This is a genomic window from Allorhizobium pseudoryzae, from assembly GCF_011046245.1.
Taxonomy (GTDB): domain Bacteria; phylum Pseudomonadota; class Alphaproteobacteria; order Rhizobiales; family Rhizobiaceae; genus Neorhizobium; species Neorhizobium pseudoryzae.
The window spans coordinates 3,080,570-3,099,474 of the sequence record NZ_CP049241.1 but is presented as its reverse complement, the minus strand read 5'-3'; the positions used below and the strand labels follow the sequence as shown (position 1 = coordinate 3,099,474).

17 protein-coding genes are annotated in these 18,905 nt (G+C 61.2%); 13 read left to right on the top strand and 4 right to left on the bottom strand.

From position 1 onward, the window contains the following. Positions 1–77: 77 nt before the first annotated feature. Positions 78–1,367 (bottom strand): citrate synthase, encoded by a 1,290-nt coding sequence (gltA, locus tag G6N78_RS14985; RefSeq protein ID WP_165219798.1) that lies wholly within the window; start codon positions 1,365–1,367, stop codon positions 78–80. 581 nt (positions 1,368–1,948) lie between these two features. Between gltA and G6N78_RS14980 the strand changes: the two genes are divergently transcribed. Then, a complete protein-coding gene (locus G6N78_RS14980) occupies positions 1,949–4,225 on the top strand; it encodes a ComEC/Rec2 family competence protein (protein WP_234905813.1) in 2,277 nt (758 codons plus the stop codon). Here the strand turns inward: G6N78_RS14980 and lexA are convergent. Then, positions 4,206–4,922 (bottom strand): transcriptional repressor LexA, encoded by a 717-nt coding sequence (gene lexA, locus G6N78_RS14975; protein WP_165219796.1) that lies wholly within the window; start codon positions 4,920–4,922, stop codon positions 4,206–4,208. The genes G6N78_RS14980 and lexA overlap by 20 nt on opposite strands. A gap of 438 nt (positions 4,923–5,360) precedes the next feature. On the opposite strand from lexA, the gene kdsA reads away from it, so the two are divergent. Further along, positions 5,361–6,209 (top strand): 3-deoxy-8-phosphooctulonate synthase, encoded by an 849-nt coding sequence (gene kdsA / locus G6N78_RS14970; protein ID WP_165219794.1) that lies wholly within the window; start codon positions 5,361–5,363, stop codon positions 6,207–6,209. Between the two features lie 56 nt (positions 6,210–6,265). Here the strand turns inward: kdsA and G6N78_RS14965 are convergent, their stop codons facing one another. Then, positions 6,266–8,101 carry a methyl-accepting chemotaxis protein gene (locus G6N78_RS14965; RefSeq protein ID WP_165219792.1) on the bottom strand — a complete coding sequence of 612 codons (1,836 nt, stop codon included), beginning with the start codon at positions 8,099–8,101 and terminating at the stop codon, positions 6,266–6,268. Positions 8,102–8,410: 309 nt separating this feature from the next. On the opposite strand from G6N78_RS14965, the gene eno reads away from it, so the two are divergent. From eno to lipA, 11 genes are all read left to right on the top strand, one after another. Beyond that, positions 8,411–9,685, top strand: coding sequence for a phosphopyruvate hydratase (gene eno, locus G6N78_RS14960; RefSeq protein ID WP_165219790.1), 1,275 nt, complete (start codon positions 8,411–8,413; stop codon positions 9,683–9,685). Positions 9,686–9,842: 157 nt separating this feature from the next. After that, positions 9,843–10,160, top strand: a complete 318-nt coding sequence (locus G6N78_RS14955) for an FtsB family cell division protein (RefSeq protein ID WP_165219788.1) — start codon at positions 9,843–9,845, stop codon at positions 10,158–10,160. 145 nt (positions 10,161–10,305) lie between these two features. Further along, the gene (gene pdhA / locus G6N78_RS14950) at positions 10,306–11,346 is read left to right on the top strand and encodes a pyruvate dehydrogenase (acetyl-transferring) E1 component subunit alpha (protein WP_165219786.1); all 1,041 of its coding nucleotides are present in this window, start codon (positions 10,306–10,308) and stop codon (positions 11,344–11,346) included. Positions 11,347–11,364: 18 nt separating this feature from the next. Next, the gene (locus G6N78_RS14945) at positions 11,365–12,786 is read left to right on the top strand and encodes a pyruvate dehydrogenase complex E1 component subunit beta (RefSeq protein ID WP_165219784.1); all 1,422 of its coding nucleotides are present in this window, start codon (positions 11,365–11,367) and stop codon (positions 12,784–12,786) included. A gap of 15 nt (positions 12,787–12,801) precedes the next feature. Beyond that, positions 12,802–14,142 (top strand): pyruvate dehydrogenase complex dihydrolipoamide acetyltransferase, encoded by a 1,341-nt coding sequence (locus tag G6N78_RS14940; protein ID WP_165219782.1) that lies wholly within the window; start codon positions 12,802–12,804, stop codon positions 14,140–14,142. Positions 14,143–14,226: 84 nt separating this feature from the next. Next, a complete protein-coding gene (locus tag G6N78_RS14935) occupies positions 14,227–14,487 on the top strand; it encodes a hypothetical protein (protein ID WP_234905812.1) in 261 nt (86 codons plus the stop codon). Between the two features lie 8 nt (positions 14,488–14,495). Next, the gene (locus G6N78_RS14930; protein ID WP_165219780.1) at positions 14,496–15,134 is read left to right on the top strand and encodes an SGNH/GDSL hydrolase family protein; all 639 of its coding nucleotides are present in this window, start codon (positions 14,496–14,498) and stop codon (positions 15,132–15,134) included. A gap of 98 nt (positions 15,135–15,232) precedes the next feature. Further along, on the top strand, positions 15,233–15,499 hold the full coding sequence (locus G6N78_RS14925; protein WP_165219778.1) for an HP1242/YdcH family protein: 267 nt from the start codon (positions 15,233–15,235) through the stop codon (positions 15,497–15,499). Between the two features lie 85 nt (positions 15,500–15,584). Further along, positions 15,585–17,030 (top strand): dihydrolipoyl dehydrogenase, encoded by a 1,446-nt coding sequence (gene lpdA / locus G6N78_RS14920; RefSeq protein ID WP_165219776.1) that lies wholly within the window; start codon positions 15,585–15,587, stop codon positions 17,028–17,030. 226 nt (positions 17,031–17,256) lie between these two features. Further along, positions 17,257–17,505, top strand: a complete 249-nt coding sequence (locus G6N78_RS14915) for a GlsB/YeaQ/YmgE family stress response membrane protein (protein WP_165219774.1) — start codon at positions 17,257–17,259, stop codon at positions 17,503–17,505. 36 nt (positions 17,506–17,541) lie between these two features. After that, complete coding sequence (lipA, locus tag G6N78_RS14910; RefSeq protein ID WP_165219772.1) at positions 17,542–18,519, top strand: lipoyl synthase; 978 nt, start codon at positions 17,542–17,544, stop codon at positions 18,517–18,519. 62 nt (positions 18,520–18,581) lie between these two features. Here lipA and G6N78_RS14905 read toward each other — a convergent pair whose 3' ends face one another. Then, positions 18,582–18,749 carry a hypothetical protein gene (locus G6N78_RS14905; protein ID WP_165219770.1) on the bottom strand — a complete coding sequence of 56 codons (168 nt, stop codon included), beginning with the start codon at positions 18,747–18,749 and terminating at the stop codon, positions 18,582–18,584. Between the last annotated feature and the right edge of the window lie 156 nt (positions 18,750–18,905).

Genomic DNA, 18,905 nt, shown 5'->3' with positions numbered 1-18,905 from the left:
GCCGTGTCTCCGATTTCATCTGAGAACAAAAAAAGGCCCGCGCGAAGCGGGCCTTTTCAGAAATTGGTGTCCTGCGATCAACGCTTGGAGATCGGCAGGTAATCGCGCTTCGGTTCGCCGGTGTAAAGCTGGCGCGGACGACCGATACGCTGCTGCGGATCTTCGATCATTTCGGCCCACTGGGCAATCCAGCCGACGGTGCGGGCGAGCGCGAAGAGCACGGTGAACATGGTCGTCGGGAAGCCCATCGCCTTCAGCGTGATGCCGGAATAGAAGTCGATGTTCGGATAGAGCTTCTTCTCGACGAAGTAGTCGTCCGTCAGCGCGATCTTTTCCAGTTCCATGGCAACCTGCAGCAGCGGGTCGTCCTTGTGGCCGAGTTCGCCCAGCACCTCATGCGTCGTCTTCTGCATGATCTTGGCGCGCGGATCGTAGTTCTTGTAGACGCGGTGACCAAAGCCCATCAGGCGGAACGGATCGTTCTTGTCCTTGGCGCGGGCGATGTATTCCGGAATACGGTCCGGCGTGCCGATTTCCATCAGCATGTTGAGAGCCGCCTCGTTGGCGCCGCCGTGAGCCGGGCCCCAGAGGCAGGCAATGCCAGCCGCGATGCAGGCGAACGGGTTGGCGCCCGAAGAACCGGCGAGACGCACGGTCGAGGTTGAGGCGTTCTGCTCGTGATCGGCATGCAGGATGAAGATGCGATCCATCGCGCGCGCCAGAACCGGGTTGACCTGGTATTCTTCGCACGGCACGGCAAAGCACATGCGCAGGAAGTTTGCCGAGTAGTCCAGGTCGTTCTTCGGGTAAACGAAGGGCTGGCCGATGTGGTACTTGTAGGCCATCGCGGCGATCGTCGGCATCTTGGCGATCATCCGCAGCGAGGCGACCATGCGCTGGTGCGGATCGGTGATGTCGGTCGAGTCGTGGTAGAAGGCCGACAACGCGCCGACCGTGCCGACCATGACGGCCATCGGATGCGCATCGCGACGGAAGCCGGTGAAGAAGCGACTCATCTGCTCGTGCACCATGGTGTGGTGCGTCACGCGGTAGTCGAAATCCTTCTTCTGCGCAGCCGTCGGCAGTTCGCCGTAGAGCAGCAGATAGCAGGTTTCGAGGAAGTCACCGTGTTCGGCGAGCTGCTCGATCGGATAACCGCGATGGAGGAGAACGCCCTCATCGCCATCGATGAAGGTGATCTTTGATTCACACGACGCCGTCGACGTGAAGCCCGGGTCATAGGTGAAGGCGCCGGTCTGTTTGTAGAGCGAGCCGATGTCGATCACGTCGGGACCGATCGTCCCTTTCCGAACCGGAAGATCGACTTTGCTGTCTCCCAATCCAAGATGTGCGCTTGTTTCCGTCATGCTGATCCTCCGATGGTCGGAATGGCGCAAAATGCGCCGAGAAATGAAGCGTATGAACTTGCTATATGATCTGATGCGAGCTGCCAAGCACTCCTGATGGCTAATTGTGCAGCGCGAAATCTGGTCCGAAAACGTCTCCAGGCTGAGGCGCATGCCGAATTCGGCGGCAATGGCCTGCTTTAAATCGATCCAATGCCTTATTCGGCCGGCGAAGCGGCGAAACGGAATTGACCCTGCGACATAAACAGGCGCAGGTTGTCGATCAGTTAAAGGTGATGCGGCAATTTCAACGGGGGTTCGAATTGTCGCCAGAGGCATATCGAGCGACAGAATCATTTGAACGCACCCGGGCCACGGAACGGGAGCAGGAGAGGGCGCTTGCGCCTGTTTTTGCCGATCCGCTTCTCCCCTCCGGACCTCCGAGGCGGCGCGCCCTGCCGGCCCGCTTAACTGCCGGGCTAGCGGTCCTTGGCGTCCGGGGCGAGCCTCTTTCGACGGCGTTTTCCCGGGCCATCCAGGATGAGGTCGCGCATGGCCGGCTGTTCCTTTTGGTGCCGGTTCTGCTGGGGGCGGGGATTGTCGTGTGGTTGAGCCTGCCGCAGGATCCGCCCCCGGCTCTTTTCGGTCTGCTGGTGCCCCTCCTTGCTGTCCGGATTGTTCTCGGCGCCTCAGGCCAGCGGCTTGCAGCATCGGCGGTCATGGCCGTCGTGCTGTTCATTACCGGCATGGCGCTCGCTGCGCTGGAGACACGTTTCTCGCAAACGGTCCTGCTCGACAGCGCCGTCACGACCCAGATCAAGGGTCTCATCGAGCGGCGCGAGGCCGCCGGCGACAATCGGTGGCGCTACATCATCAGGGTGGAGGCAACGGAGAAACCGAGGCTGGCCCGCCCGGTGGAGCGGGTCGCGATCTCGGTGCGCAGTGCGGTCGCGCCATTTGCGCCAGGGGCACGGTTTGCAGGACGGGTGCGCCTGTCGCCTCCCTCTGGCCCGGCCCTGCCGGGGCTGACGGATTTTGGCTTCTCGTCCTTCTTCGACGGCATCGGCGCCATCGGTTATCTCTACGGCAAAGCCGAGGTTTCTGCCGCCAAGCCGGATCTTGGCACCATCGATCACCTCAAGATGGCGGTGTTTGCCCTGCGCGGCATGATCGGCGATCGCATTCGCGCGACGGTACCCGGAGATGCCGGTGCCTTTGCAGCGGCCATTGTCACCGACGAGAGGCGGGCGATCAGCCGGGAGACGCTGGAGGCACTGCGCCTGTCCGGACTTGCGCATATCGTTGCGATCTCCGGCCTCAACATGGCGCTCGCGGCAGGCATCTGTTTCGTCGGGCTGCGCACCGGGCTCGCGCTTTTCCCGCGCATCGCCCATGCGCTGCCGATCAAGAAGATCGCCGCCGCCGGTGCCCTTCTGCTGGTGAGTTTCTACTACCTCATTTCCGGCTTTGGTGTTTCTGCCGAACGTGCCTATGTGATGATGGCGATCATGCTGCTTGCCGTGCTCGCCGACCGACCGTCGATCAGCCTGCACAATCTGGCACTCGCCGCGCTCTTCATCCTCATCAAGTCACCCTCCGCGGTGATGGGGCCGAGTTTCCAGATGTCGTTTGCCGCAACCGCAGCGCTGGTGGCCGGTTATACCGCGTGGACATCACGCGAGCGCGAAAATGGGGCAGGGGGGGCCGCCATGCGCGCCCAGCCGTTGATTTGGAGTGGGGCCAAGTGGGTATGGCTGCTGTTGGCCGGTACCTTTTTCACCTCACTGATCGGCGGGGCGTCAACCGCGATCTTCACCATCGCGCATTTCCATCAACTCACCACCTATGGCCTGGTGGCCAATCTGGCCGCCATGCCGCTGATTTCGTTCGTCATCATGCCGGCGGCACTGGCCGGAATGATTGCCATGCCCTTCGGTCTCGACGCGCCGTTTTTCGCGGTGATGGGGCTTGCACTGGAGTGGGTGATCAGAATTGCCCACACCGTTGCCGCCTGGAACGGAGAGGTTTCCTTCGGTGTGAAGCACGCTCTTTTCCTGCCGCTCGCATCGGCCGGCTTCATCCTGATCGTTCTGTCCAGAACGGCATTGCGCCTGCTCGGCGTGGTGCTGATTGCCATGGCTCTTCTGGTGGACTGGCTGAGCCAGACGCAAAGAATACCTGATCTGCTGATTTCGGAGGACGGCACGCTTCTGGCCTTGCTGCAGAATGACAAGGCCTATGTAAACCGGCCACGCCCGTCCGATTTCCTGTATCGGCAGTGGCAAAGTGCGCATGGGATCGGAGAGACCATCCCGCCGCAGACATCCACCGCCGCACGCCCGGAACCGGAAGAGGCCCCCGAGCCAGCGGGATCCACTGCCGTTAAAGCCACCGTGACCGATGGACCACCCCCGCGACGGCCACCCTTGACGGACGCCGAGTTGCGAACCGCCCGCCAGGCCTTTGCCCGGCAATTTTCAGCGCACACCAGCCGCGGATTTCACTGTGTCCCGTCGCTCGCCTGCACCGCCGTCACAGAACACCACATCAGGATCATGGTCCTGCAGGATTCCCGCTACATCGGTCCTGCCTGCGACGAGGCCGATCTGGTGGTTGCCACATCGACGCGGCTCACCGCCTGCCGGTCCGGCGCGCTTCTCATCACCGGGGAACACCTGCGCCGAACCGGTGCATTGCAACTGTCATTTCCCGAAGCGCCAGGCGCAAGCCGCGACCAGACCGCCTGGGTCCTCACGGCGTCTTTTACCGACGAGTCGCGCCCGTGGCATCAGCACCGGGCCTATTCCTGGCGGACGGGCCGGAACGACAACCAGATCCCGCCGCACCTTGCGCGGCTCATCAGTGGTAACGGCGGATAAGCCCGACGAGCTTGCCCTGCACCTTGACCCGGTCGGAGGAGAAGATGCGCGTCTCATAGGCCGGATTGGCAGCCTCGAGCGCAATCGACGCTCCCTTGCGGCGGAACCGCTTTAGCGTGGCTTCTTCGTCATCGACCAGCGCCACGACGATGTCACCGGCAACCGCCGTGCTGCCATTGCGGATGATCACGGTGTCGCCGTCCAGGATGCCGGCCTCGATCATCGAATCGCCCTTCACCTCCAGCGCATAATGTTCGCCAGGACCCAGCATTTCGAGCGGAACGCTGATTTCGTGCGTGGTGTTCTGGATGGCGGAAATCGGCACGCCGGCAGCAATCCGTCCCATCACCGGGACGGCAGCGGAAGAAGCGCTGTCCTCGGCCACGGCCGTAAGGTTGGGTTTTGCCGGCGGAGCTTTGCCGAGACTGCCTTCGATGACACTCGGGGAGAAGCCGCGCCGGGGTTGCGGCGCCGGTGTATAGGCTTCCGGCAGCTTGATCACTTCGAGTGCGCGCGCCCGGTTCGGCAGCCGTCGGATGAAGCCGCGTTCCTCCAGCGCCGTAATCAGCCGGTGGATGCCGGACTTCGACGCCAGATCCAGCGCATCCTTCATTTCATCAAAAGAGGGGGGCACCCCGGACTCCTTCATGCGTTCGTGAATGAACAGAAGAAGTTCCTGCTGTTTGCGTGTGAGCATGGCGACGATCCTGATGGAAACAAATCCAGAACAGACACTATATGTTCCATATGTGTTCTGCAAGTGCTTAAAATCTGTTGAAGCATGCATCAACGGCGGGAATAGCTCGATTTTTCTTCCCGTAAAGAGAACGTGTTGCCACAAAGCAGTCTTGCGGAAGCGATGGCCAGTCGTTGCCGGGATGACGAAGCTACGCGATTCGCACAGCAGAGGGCGTGCATCCCGGGGCGGCTTTTCGGAAGCGTCTTTTTGCGCGGCGTCGGTGCTCGCCGGTCTGTGCCGCGGTCCCCTCCGATCTGTTGGGTGACAGCGGATCGCTGCGCTGCTAATCAGCGTCCCACAAGCACCGGGGCTGGCGGCCCGTGCGGCAAGGGCCGGCCCCGTGGCAAGGGCGGTGCGCGTTGCAGGTGTGGTTGAGGGTCTTAAGGAGTGAAGCAGATGTCAGTGAAAGCCAATTCGGAAGTCTCGGTCGGCGAGGGGTCCTCTCGTGTCGTGTTTTCCAACAGCGCGCCCTTCTCGCTGATCTGCGGTCCCTGCCAGATGGAGAGCCGCGAGCACGCCTTCATGATGGCGGGTGCGATCAAGGAGATCTGCGACAGGCTTGGCATCGGGCTCGTCTACAAATCGTCTTTCGACAAGGCGAACCGCACGTCCTTATCGGGCAAGCGCGGCATCGGTCTCGACAAGGCGATGGAGATCTTCGTTGATCTGAAGAAGGAATTCGGCTTTCCGGTGCTCACCGATATCCACACGGAAGAACAGTGCGCCCTGGTGTCCGAGACGGTGGATATCCTGCAGATCCCGGCCTTCCTGTGCCGGCAGACGGATCTTCTGGTGGCGGCCGCCAAGACCGGTCGCGTCATCAACGTGAAAAAGGGCCAGTTCCTGGCGCCCTGGGACATGAAGAACGTGCTGGCCAAATTTACCGACAGCGGCAATCCGAACGTGCTCCTGTGCGAGCGCGGAGCCTCCTTCGGTTACAACACGCTGGTCTCCGACATGCGGTCTTTGCCGATCATGGCGGGCCTCGGCGCACCGGTGATCTTTGACGCGACCCATTCGGTGCAGCAGCCGGGTGGTCAGGGTGGATCGACCGGTGGCGAGCGCCGTTTTGTCGAGACGCTCGCGCGTGCGGCGGTTGCCGTCGGTGTGGCCGGTCTTTTCATCGAAGCCCATGATGATCCGGACAACGCACCGTCCGATGGACCGAACATGGTGCGTCTCAGCGATCTCGAACGTTTGCTGGAAAAGCTGATGGCGCTGGACGCCGTTTCCAAGGCGGCCTGAGATGCGGTTGAAGCTCCGGGGGCGGATCGGCTGTCCCTGGAGCTTTGCGATCGGGGTCAGGAGGCCAGACGATAAGGCGCGCCGGCGTGCTGCGCCTTTGCGGTCTGTGTCTGACCGATCTCGAAACGCGCCATCTGGCGGGCGAGGTCCTGCGCATGTTCGGCGAGGTCCTGGCAGGAGGCGTTCGCCTCTTCGGCCATGGCGGCGTTCCGCTGCGTCACCTGGTCCATGTCGTTGACGGCCTGGCTGATTTCGGCAAGTGCGCTGGATTGCTCGCTGGCCAGGCCAACGATCGTTTCGATCAGCTGTGAGACCGCCAGCATCTGGTTTTCGATTACCCCCAGTGTTTCGCCCGTCCGGTTGACGAGTGTCACGCCCGTTTCCACCTGGGTGGTCGAGGTGGCGATCAGCTGACGGATTTCCTTGGCGGCACTGGAGGAGCGTCCGGCCAGTTCGCGCACCTCCTGAGCAACGACCGCAAAACCCTTGCCGGCTTCACCGGCTCTTGCGGCCTCGACACCGGCATTCAGCGCCAGAAGATTCGTCTGGAAGGCGATCTCGTCGATCACGCTGATGATCTGGCGGATCTGTGCCGAGGATTCCTCGATTTTCGACATGGCGGAAACGGCTTCCTGCACGATGCTGGTTGACTGTTCAGCACCCTGTTTCGTTTCCTCCATCCGAACATTGGCGGTGCGGGCGTGGTCGACCGTGGTCTTGATGGTCGCCGTCACCTCGGCAAGTGCGGATGCGGCTTCTTCCAGTGACGCGGCCTGCGTTTCGGTTCTTTGCGACAACTCGTTCGTGCCGCCGGCAATGCTGGAGACACCGGCGCGCACGGCGCCCATGGTGTCGGAAATGTAGGAGAGGGTCTGTTCCAGCGCCTGCAGGCTGCTGTTGAATTGCGCGCGCAGTTGCTCGTAATCGGGGGAGAAGGGCTGCTGGATCCGCGTGGTCAAGTCGCCGCGTGACAGCCGCGCGAGGCCGGTACTGAGTGTCTCGATGACACGCGCCCGTTCGGCATCGTCGGCGCTGCGGCGTGCCATGTCCGCCCGTTCTGCCAGAAGCACACGCTCCCGTTCGTCCTCCTGGCGTTTGCGGGCCGCAATGCGCTCCAGTGCGTTTTCGCGGAAGACGGTGACAGCACCGGACATCTCGCCGATTTCGTCGCCCCGGTCGTGGTATGGCACAGGTTGGGTATAGTCGCCCTTGGCCAGAATGCTCATATAGTCGCGCATGCCAGTCAGCGGGCGGATGGCGCGCCGGTGCATGGCAAACAGACCGAGGACGAGCACGCTTGCAGCGCCGATGGCGGCAAGCAGCGACACGGTGGTCAGCCAGGTCGTTTCGCTTGCAGCCTGTTTTTCTGCCGCGGCAAGAAAAGTATTGGCGCTGCCGACAAGCTTGACGACTTCCTCCTGGTGCTTCTGGAAAGCGCTTTGCAGGGCGGTCACGGCATCGCGCATCTGGCCGGCATCGCCGGATCGTACCGCAGCCGAATAGGGGCCGGCGATGATCTGCCAGAAGGTCTCCGATGTGGGCTCGACGGACCGTGCAAGCTGGTTCTTCAGATCGTCGGCGAGATCCGTTCCGGGCCAGTAGGTCTTGCGTTCGTCGTAACTTTTCTTCAGTTCGGCAATTTTCTGAAGATTTTCCTGGGCCGATTGCGGATGATAGGCGCCTTCCGTCGCCAACAGATACGCTTCGACAAGAAAAAGCGGCGGCGGAAGAATGTCCGCCACCAGGTCTTTTCCGTAGATGATCTGCTGGTAGACCGGGCCGTTGACCCTCAGGCGTTCGAACGCGCTGTTCTGGATCCCGACTGACGTTGCCAGGCCTGCTCCCACGAGACAGCCAAATAAAATGAGACTGCGCGCGATCGTGATTTTCATGAACTGGTTCCCACCCACCTGAGCCGACGGCAAGAGAATCGGCCCTTGTTTCCCTTGTCGTCGCAAAACTCGGACGATTCTGTTGAAAAATAATGAATGGTCTTGCGAATGGCTAAGTTAACCATCGGGAGTTGTTGTGTTTTTCGGACGTTATTACTTTTTGGATATAAGCTGCGCACGTTTTGCCCTTTTCGAGACATCAAGGGTTGTCGTCACACAGTTGGGTTGTCATGCTCCTGCCATTGTATTTTTTGTAACCTTGGATAAGACAGGCGGTAATTTCCACCGCATTGACCAGCAGGAAAAGCCATGACAGCCATTACCGATATCATCGCACGCGAAGTCCTTGACAGCCGCGGCAACCCCACCGTCGAAGTCGATGTCCACCTGGAAGATGGCAGCATGGGCCGTGCAGCGGTTCCGTCCGGCGCCTCCACGGGTGCGCACGAAGCCGTCGAACTGCGTGACGGCGGCAAGCGGTACCACGGCAAGGGCGTCGAAAAGGCGGTCGAAGCTGTCAACGGCGAAATCTTCGATGCAATCGGCGGCCATGATGCCGAAAATCAGATCCTGATCGACACGCTGATGGGCCAGCTGGATGGCACGCCGAACAAGTCGCGGCTTGGTGCGAACGCCATCCTCGGTGTCTCGCTCGCCGTGGCCAAGGCTGCCGCCGAATCGTCCGGCCTGCCGCTTTTCCGTTACGTCGGTGGACCGAACGCCCGCCTGCTGCCGGTCCCGATGATGAACATCATCAATGGCGGCGCGCATGCGGACAATCCGATCGACTTCCAGGAATTCATGATCATGCCGGTCGGCGCGGAAAGCCTGCGTGACGCCGTGCGCATGGGCTCGGAAGTCTTCCATGTCCTGAAGAAGGAACTGGCAGCCGGCGGCCACAACACGAATGTCGGCGACGAAGGCGGTTTTGCACCGGGCCTCAAGAGCGCGCCGGAAGCCCTCGACTTCATCATGAAGTCCATCGAAAAGGCCGGCTATCGTCCGGGCGACGACATCCAGCTGGCGCTCGACTGCGCCTCGACGGAATTTTTCAAGGACGGCAAATACGTCATGGAAGGCGAGGGCCGCACGCTCGAGCCGGAAGCCATGGCGGATTATCTCGCCGAACTGGCCGCCAAGTATCCGATCATCTCGATCGAGGACGGCATGGCGGAAGACGACTGGGACGGCTGGAAGTACCTGACCGACAAGATCGGCTCCAAGGTCCAGCTCGTCGGCGACGATCTCTTCGTCACCAACTCAGCCCGCCTGCGCGACGGGATCAAGATGGGTGTTGCCAACTCCATCCTCGTCAAGGTCAATCAGATCGGCTCGCTGACTGAAACGCTCGATGCCGTCGAGACGGCGCACAAGGCCGGCTACACCGCCGTCATGTCGCACCGCTCGGGCGAAACGGAAGACTCGACGATTGCCGATCTGGCGGTTGCGACCAATTGCGGGCAGATCAAGACCGGTTCGCTGTCGCGTTCGGACCGTATTGCCAAGTACAACCAGCTGATCCGTATCGAGGAGCTTCTGGGTCCTCAGGCGATCTATGCCGGCCGATCGATCCTGAAGGGCTGATCTGGCTCCATCTTCTAAAACGATTACATGGCGGTGCTGCGAGGCGCCGCCATTTTTGATTCCCGAGCGGCAGTCGGTTTTGTCGCCCGATCAACGATTGCTTAAGCATGTTCTGCCAAGGTCGAGCGACGTAATGCGTTGCAGGGCACAATCTCGCATGTGGACGAGACATCACAAAAAACGAAAATTCGGTCGGCTGGTTCTTCCTGCCATCACTGTCGCCTTCGTCTCCTATTTCGGCTATCATTCCGTGCATGGCGATCTCGGCCTCGTCGCAACGGAGAAATTCGAGCGCCTGCGTTTGGAGCGCGATGCCGAGCTTTCCAAGCTGGTGAAGAAGCGGGAGGCGCTGGAGCGTCAGGTTCAGCTGATGAGCGACGGCTCGCTTGAAAAGGATATGCTGGACGAAATCGCGCGATATCAGCTCAATGTCTCGCGTGACGACGAGATTGTGATCTTCAACAGCTATTTCTAAATTAACTGAAATCTAGTTAATCAACGCTTTTTACTTTAAATTCATGGGCTTAATAATCATGTGAGCCATGCATTTATGGCATTGCTGGCCTTTGCTTTCTTGCCTATGGTAGTTTCAACCAAACAAACTCGCAGGGAGGTTATGAATGGCGCCCAAGCAAGCCGCGTCGGCAGCCGGTCGTAAGACGGCGGCAAAGCCTGCAAAATCCAATGGTGGAGCAATCGCTGATTTCGATAAGGCCGAGGAACTCAAGGCCTATCGTGAAATGCTGCTCATCCGCCGCTTCGAAGAAAAGGCCGGCCAGTTGTACGGCATGGGCTTCATCGGCGGTTTCTGTCACCTCTATATCGGCCAGGAAGCTGTCGTCGTCGGCATGCAGATGGCGCTGAAGGAGGGTGATCAGGTCATCACCGGGTATCGCGATCACGGTCATATGCTGGCCTGCGGCATGAGTGCGCGCGGCGTTATGGCGGAGCTTACCGGTCGTCGCGGCGGTCTTTCCAAGGGGAAGGGTGGCTCGATGCACATGTTCTCCAAGGAAAAGCATTTCTACGGCGGCCACGGCATCGTCGGCGCGCAGGTCTCGCTCGGCACCGGTCTCGGCTTTGCCAACAAGTACCGCGGCAATGACAATGTCTCGCTCGCCTATTTCGGCGATGGCGCGGCCAACCAGGGCCAGGTCTATGAAAGCTTCAATATGGCGCAGCTGTGGAAGCTTCCGGTCATCTACGTGATCGAGAACAACCGCTACGCCATGGGCACCGCCGTGTCGCGCGCCTCCGCCCAGACGGATTTTTCGCAGCGCGGTGCCTCCTTCGGCATTCCGGGCATGCAGGTCGATGGCATGGATGTGCGCGCCGTGAAGGCTGCAGCTGACGAAGCTGTCGAGCATTGCCGCTCCGGCAAGGGTCCGATCATCCTCGAAATGCTGACCTATCGCTATCGCGGCCACTCCATGTCCGACCCGGCGAAATACCGCTCCAAGGATGAAGTGCAGAAGATGCGCTCCGAACATGACCCGATCGAGCAGGTGCGTCTGCGTCTGGTGGAAAGGGGCTGGGCGTCGGAAGACGAGTTGAAGGCCATCGACAAGGATGTCCGCGACGTCGTGGCCGACTCGGCCGATTTCGCCCAGAACGATCCGGAGCCGGATGTATCCGAGCTCTACACCGACATTCTGCTCTGATTTCGGGGAGGGAACCTCATGCCGATCAATATCCTCATGCCCGCCCTCTCTCCGACCATGGAAGAAGGCACGCTGTCCAAGTGGCTGAAGAAGGAAGGTGACACCGTCACCTCCGGCGACGTCATCGCCGAAATCGAAACCGACAAGGCAACCATGGAAGTGGAAGCCGTGGACGAAGGCGTCATCGGCAAGCTGCTGATCGACGCCGGTACCGAGAACGTCAAGGTCAATACGCCAATCGCCGTCCTGCTACAGGAAGGCGAAAGCGCCGATGCCATGTCTGCCGCACCGGCAGACGCGCCGAAGGCCGATGCCGATGCACCGGCTGCAACCTCCGATGCGGCGGGTGGCAAGGCCCGCGAAGCGGCCGACGAGCCGGCTTCGTCTGCCGACAACAAGGTTCCGGCTCAGCCGAAGACCGAAGTGGCCGCCGATCCGGATATTCCGGCCGGTACCGAAATGGTGATGACCACGGTGCGTGAAGCACTGCGCGACGCCATGGCGGAAGAGATGCGCCGCGATGCGGACGTCTTCGTCATGGGCGAAGAGGTCGCCGAATACCAGGGCGCCTACAAGATCACCCAAGGCCTGCTGCAGGAATTCGGCGCCAATCGCGTCATCGATACCCCGATCACCGAACACGGCTTTGCCGGCGTCGGCGTCGGCGCTGCGATGGCGGGCCTGAAGCCGATCGTCGAGTTCATGACCTTCAACTTCGCCATGCAGGCGATCGACCAGATCATCAACTCGGCCGCCAAGACGCTTTACATGTCCGGCGGCCAGATGGGCGCTCCGATGGTGTTCCGTGGCCCGAACGGCGCGGCTGCCCGCGTGGCCGCCCAGCACAGCCAGGATTACGGCGCCTGGTATAGCCACATTCCGGGCCTCAAGGTCATCCAGCCGTACACGGCAGCCGATGCCAAGGGTCTTCTGAAGGCGGCGATCCGCGATCCGAACCCGGTCATCTTCCTGGAAAACGAAATCCTCTACGGCCAGTCCTTCGAAGTGCCGAAGATGGATGATTTCGTTCTGCCGATCGGCAAGGCGCGCATTCACCGCGCCGGCAAGGATGTCACGCTCGTTTCCTGGGGCATTGGCATGACCTATGCGGTCAAGGCCGTCGCCGAACTGGAACAGGCCGGCATTGATGTCGAACTGATCGACCTGCGCACGCTGCGTCCGATGGATCTTCCGACCGTCATCGCCTCGGTCAAGAAGACCGGCCGTCTGGTGACGATCGAGGAAGGCTACCCGCAGTCGTCGGTCGGCGATTTCATCGCCAACTCGGTGCAGCGCGAAGCCTTCGATTATCTCGACGCGCCGGTGCTGACGATTGCCGGCAAGGATGTGCCGATGCCCTATGCGGCCAACCTTGAAAAGCTCGCTCTGCCGAATGTCGGCGAAGTGGTCCAGGCCATCAAGGCCGTTTGCTACAAGTAACGGGAGGGCAGGCTCATGCCGATCAACATCACCATGCCCGCCCTCTCTCCGACGATGGAAGAGGGCAATCTCGCCAAGTGGCTCGTCAAGGAAGGCGACACGGTCAAGTCCGGCGATGTGATCGCCGAAATCGAGACCGACAAGGCCACCATGGAAGTCGAAGCCGTCGATGAAGGCGTCGTCGCCAAGATCGTCGTGCCGGCCGGCACCGAAGCCGTCAAGGTCAATGCGCTGATCGCGATCCTTGCTGCCGAGGGCGAGGATGTGGCCGCCGCTGCTGCCGGCGGTGGCGCTTCCGCAGCGCCGGCACCGAAGGCCGAGGCTGCTCCGGCGCCCTCGAAGTCGGAAGCGGCACCCGCCGCTCAACCGGCACCTGCAGCCTCGCCTGCACCTGCAGCGGCCTCTGGCGACCGCGTCTTTTCCTCGCCGCTCGCCCGCCGGGTCGCCAAGGAAGCCGGCATCGACATCACCAAGGTATCGGGCTCCGGTCCGAAGGGTCGTGTGGTTAAGGCGGACGTGGAAAAGGCCGCCGCTGGCGGTTCCGCCAAGGCTGCTCCCTCCGCAAGCCCGGCGCCGGCCAGTGCCACACCGCCGGCTGCTCCGACGCTTGCCAAGGGCATGTCCGAAGATGCGGTTCTGAAACTCTTCGAGCCGGGTTCCTACGAGCTCGTGCCGCATGACGGCATGCGCAAGACGATCGCCAAGCGCTTGGTCGAATCGAAGCAGACCATTCCGCATTTCTACGTCACCGTGGATTGCGAGCTGGATGCGCTGCTGGCCCTGCGTGCCCAGCTGAACGATGCCGCTCCCCGCAAGGATGGCGCACCGGCCTACAAGCTCTCGGTCAACGACATGGTGATCAAGGCCATGGCGCTGGCGCTGCGCGATGTGCCGGATGCCAACGTCTCCTGGACGGATGCGAACATGGTGAAGCACAAGCACGCCGATGTCGGCGTGGCCGTGTCGATCCCGGGCGGTCTCATCACCCCGATCATCCGCAAGGCCGAACTCAAGAGCCTGTCTGCCATCTCCAACGAGATGAAGGATCTCGGCAAGCGGGCGAAAGACCGCAAGCTGAAGCCGGAAGAGTATCAGGGCGGCACCACGGCCGTGTCCAACATGGGCATGATGGGCGTCAAGAACTTCGCCGCCGTCGTCAACCCGCCGCATGCCACCATCCTGGCCGTCGGTTCGGGCGAGGAACGGGTCGTGGTCAAAAACGGTGAGATGAAGATCGTCAACGTCATGTCGGTCACGCTCTCCACCGACCACCGCTGCGTCGATGGCGCGCTGGGAGCCGAACTGCTCGGCGCCTTCAAGCGCTATATCGAAAACCCGATGGGCATGCTGGTGTAATCGCGCACGTCCGCCGCAATGCAGGCGTGAATTTGCGTCGGATTGGCCCTATTTATGAAGGGCCAATCACGGACAGCGAGGGTGATGACGATGACCAAGGAACCCGGTGACATGATCCTGCCGATGCTGCGCGAAATGCGGCGGGAGACGCAGGAGGGCTTTGCAGACGTCCGCAGGGAGTTTGCAGCGGTCAATCAACGGCTGGACAAGCTGGAGGAGGGGCAGAAGAATTTCCGCAACGCTCTGTCGGCAGACAGTCTGATGTCCAAATTCGTCATCGGTGATTTCGAGGAGCGGCTCGCCGCACTCGAACGGAAGTTCGACGATTTCACGAAGGCGAAGTGACTTAAGACATGAAATCCATTCTCGCCTTCGGTGACAGTCTGACCTGGGGATATGATCCCGTCACGCTCGGCCGGCATGAATACGAGAACCGCTGGACGAGCGTGCTGCAGAAGGCGCTGGGTCATGGTGTGCGGGTGATCCCCGAAGGGCTGAACGGTCGCACCACAGCCTATGACGATCATCTGGCCGACTGCGACCGAAACGGCGCGAAACTGCTGCCGAGCGTACTGGAAACGCACAAGCCTCTGGATCTGGTGATCCTGATGCTCGGCACCAACGACATGAAGCGGGGCATCGCTGGCTCCGCGACGCTTGCTGCAAGCGGCATGAAGCGGCTGGTGCAACTGATCCGCCATCATGCCTGGGGGTTCGATTTCGACGGGCCGGATATCCTCATCGTCGCGCCGCCGAAAACCTGCGAGACGGCGAACGTGCAGTTTGCCGCGATGTTTCGCGGCGCGCTGGACGAATCGGCGATGCTGGCCAGCCTCTACCGGGATCTGGCGGATGAGACGGGCTGCGGTTTCTTCGATGCGGGTTCGGTGGCCAAGACGTCGCCGCTCGACGGGATCCATCTGGATGCCGACAATACACGGGCGATCGGCCGCGGTCTCGAACCGATCGTGCGCATGATGCTGGGTGTATGAGACGCCGTAGAACAAGGTAAGATTGATCAGGGTCAAGGAGAACAGGCAAACGGTGAGAGTAGCATGACACTCGAAGTCAAGCAGACGGAGGGAAGATCATGTCGAATACCCCACATCACCTCGCAGAGGAGTTTCCGGAGCATCTGGGACAGATGCGCCACCTGCGGGAGACGGACGGGCACTTTCACCGGCTGGCAAGCCAGTACGAGGACGTCAACCATCGCATCCATCTGGCCGAAACGGATCTGGAGCCCTGCGACGACGTCCACATGGCAAACCTGCGCAAGCAGCGCCTGGCCCTGAAGGATGAAATACATGGGATGTTGACGCGGGCGGAGCCGCTGGTCGAACAGGCCGAAGCCTGACCAGTCCGCCGCTTCCACTCCCGGCAAGAACAAAAACGACGGCGAAGAGCCGGTTCGATAAATTCTGGAAGGAGTGGAAGCGCCCATGGCTCAATCCTACGACGTCATCATCATCGGCTCCGGCCCCGGCGGTTATGTCACCGCAATCCGTGCGGCTCAGCTTGGCCTGAAGACGGCCATCGTGGAGCGCGAGCATCTGGGCGGCATCTGCCTCAACTGGGGCTGCATCCCGACGAAGGCGCTGTTGCGCTCGGCGGAAATCCTCGATCATGCCAATCACGCCAAGGCTTACGGCCTGACGCTGAACGGCACGATGACGGCGGACGTCAAGGATGTCGTCGCCCGGTCGCGCGGTGTCTCCGCACGGCTGAACGGCGGCGTGGCCTTCCTGATGAAGAAGAACAAGATCGACGTGATCTGGGGCGAAGCAAAGCTCACCAAGCCCGGCGAGATCGTCGTCGGTGCATCGTCCAAGCCGGCGGTGCAGCCGCAGAACCCGGTTCCGAAGGGCGTGCTGGGCGAGGGGACCTATACGGCCAAGCACATCATCGTTGCGACTGGTGCCCGCCCGCGGGCGCTGCCCGGCATCGAGCCGGATGGCAAGTTGATCTGGACCTATTTCGAAGCGATGAAGCCGGACTTCATGCCGAAGTCGATCGTCGTCATAGGCTCCGGTGCCATCGGCATCGAGTTCGCCTCCTTCTATCGCTCGATGGGCGTCGACGTGACGGTCGTCGAACTGATGGCGAACATCATGCCGGTCGAAGATGTGGAAATCTCCACCTTCGCCCGCAAGCAGCTGGAAAAGCGCGGCCTGAAGATCATCACCGAAGCCAAGGTCTCCAAGGTCGAGAAGGGCGCGAACTCGATCACCGCGCATGTCGAGACGAAGGACGGCAAGGTGCAGCAGATTACCGCGGATCGTCTGATCTCGGCTGTCGGCGTGCAGGGCAATATCGAAAACCTCGGCCTTGAAACGCTGGGCGTGAAGACCGACCGCGGCTGCATCGTCATCGACGGCTACGGCAAGACGAACGTGCCTGGCCTCTATGCGATCGGCGACGTGGCCGGCCCGCCGATGCTTGCCCACAAGGCCGAGCACGAAGGTGTCATCTGCATCGAAAAGATCGCCGGCGTTCCGGGCGTTCACCCGATGGACAAGGCGAAGATCCCGGGCTGCACCTATTGCAACCCGCAGGTCGCCTCGGTCGGCCTCACGGAAGCCAAGGCCAAGGCGGAAGGCCGCGATATCCGCGTCGGCCGCTATTCCTTTGCCGCCAATGGCAAGGCGATCGCGCTCGGCGAAGACCAGGGCATGATCAAGACCATCTTCGACAAGAAGACCGGCGAGTTGATCGGCGCGCATATGGTTGGTGCGGAAGTGACCGAACTCATCCAGGGTTTCGTCGTCGCCATGAACCTGGAGACGACGGAAGAAGAGCTGATGCACACGATCTTCCCGCATCCGACGCTCTCGGAGATGATGAAGGAAAGCGTGCTCGACGCCTATGGCAGGGTGCTGAACGCCTGAGGTCGAGCCATGCGGCTTTGCCCCTAACCCTCTCCCCGCCTGCGGGGAGAGGGGACGCGGTTCAGGCATGCGGTGCGGCGGTACCATACGGCCCTTCTCCCCGTCTGCGGAGAGAGGGTGGCGGCAGCCGGATGAGGGGCTTTTTGATCCCGCCCCATGACGGCGAGACGCTTATTGTGATTGGGTCCTTAAGGGGCCATATGAGTGTCCAGAACGGAGGGCGGTCATGGAAGGTTTGGGTTTCTTCGGCACGATCATCATCGGCGGACTGGCCGGATGGCTGGCCGGCATGTTGATGGATCTCCGCTTCGGCGTCTTCATGAACATCGTCATCGGCGTGGTCGGTGCCGCATTGGCCAGCGCTATTCTGCAGCGGGCCGGCATCTGGGTCGAACCGGGCGTCTGGGGCGGGCTGGTCAGCGGTTTCATTGGCGCCTGTGCTCTGTTATTTGTCGCCAAACTCGTCAGACGCTAATCCGCCACTGCCCGGCGGCTTTGAAAGCAGGTTATCATGGTCACCATTCTTGATCGCACCGCCTTGACGGATGATGCCAAGCGCGTCCGCCATCCGGAAAAGGCGCATCGGCCCGATACCGAGGTGATGCGCAAGCCGGAATGGATCCGCGTGAAGGCGCCGACCTCCAAGGGCTATCAGGAAACCCGCGAACTGGTGCGCAGCCACAAGCTGGTCACCGTGTGCGAGGAAGCCGGCTGCCCGAACATCGGCGAGTGCTGGGACAAGAAGCACGCGACGTTCATGATCATGGGCGAGATCTGTACGCGTGCCTGTGCCTTCTGCAACGTCGCGACCGGCAAGCCGAACGCGCTGGACCAGGACGAGCCGGAAAACGTCGCCAAGGCCGTGCGCCAGATGGGCTTGAGCCACGTCGTCATCACCTCGGTCGATCGTGACGATCTGGACGATGGTGGCGCGGAACATTTTGAAAAGGTGATCTGGGCGATCCGCGCCGCGTCACCGACGACGACCATCGAGATCCTGACGCCGGACTTCCTGAAAAAGCCCGGTGCGCTGGAGCGCGTCGTCGCTGCCAAGCCCGACGTCTTCAACCACAATATGGAAACCGTGCCCGGCAATTACCTGACGGTGCGTCCCGGCGCGCGCTATTTCCATTCGGTGCGCCTGCTGCAGCGGGTCAAGGAACTGGATCCCACCATGTTCACCAAGTCCGGCATCATGGTCGGGCTTGGCGAAGAGCGCAACGAAGTGCTGCAGTTGATGGACGACCTTCGCACCGCAGACGTCGATTTCCTGACGATCGGCCAGTATCTGCAGCCGACCCGCAAGCACCACAAAGTGGAAAAATTCGTCACGCCGGAAGAGTTCAAGTCGTACGAGACGGTGGCCTACACCAAGGGCTTCCTGATGGTCTCGTCGAGCCCGCTCACCCGCTCGTCACATCATGCGGGCGATGACTTTGCCCGGCTGAAGGCGGCGCGTGAGAAAAAGGTTCTCGCTGCGGCGGAATGATCGGATGGTTGGCAGGGCGCTGGAGGTGAGGCATCTCCCGCGATCGGTCTGCGGTGTCTGTGTCAGCTTTTGCGGATACGGCCGCTCTTCTTGTCGCGCAGCGCAAAACGGTGCGACCGGGCCTCTTCCTTGGCAACCCCGACGAGGTAGGCGAGGACGGGCAGGTCGTTCAGGTCCGCAAGCTGGCGGGCTGCTTCCAGTAACTGCATCAAATGCGTAAAATCATCCATGGGTCTTGCTCTGTATTCTGCACAATGTCGGATCTGGACTGGCGCAGGAATGTATTGTCGCTCGCAACTTTGATTGCACTGGCGGATTATTGCGTCAAGATTTTGATGAATGTGAAGTCTAGATTGAAGAAGGATAGTAAATTTGGTTCTTGCGGT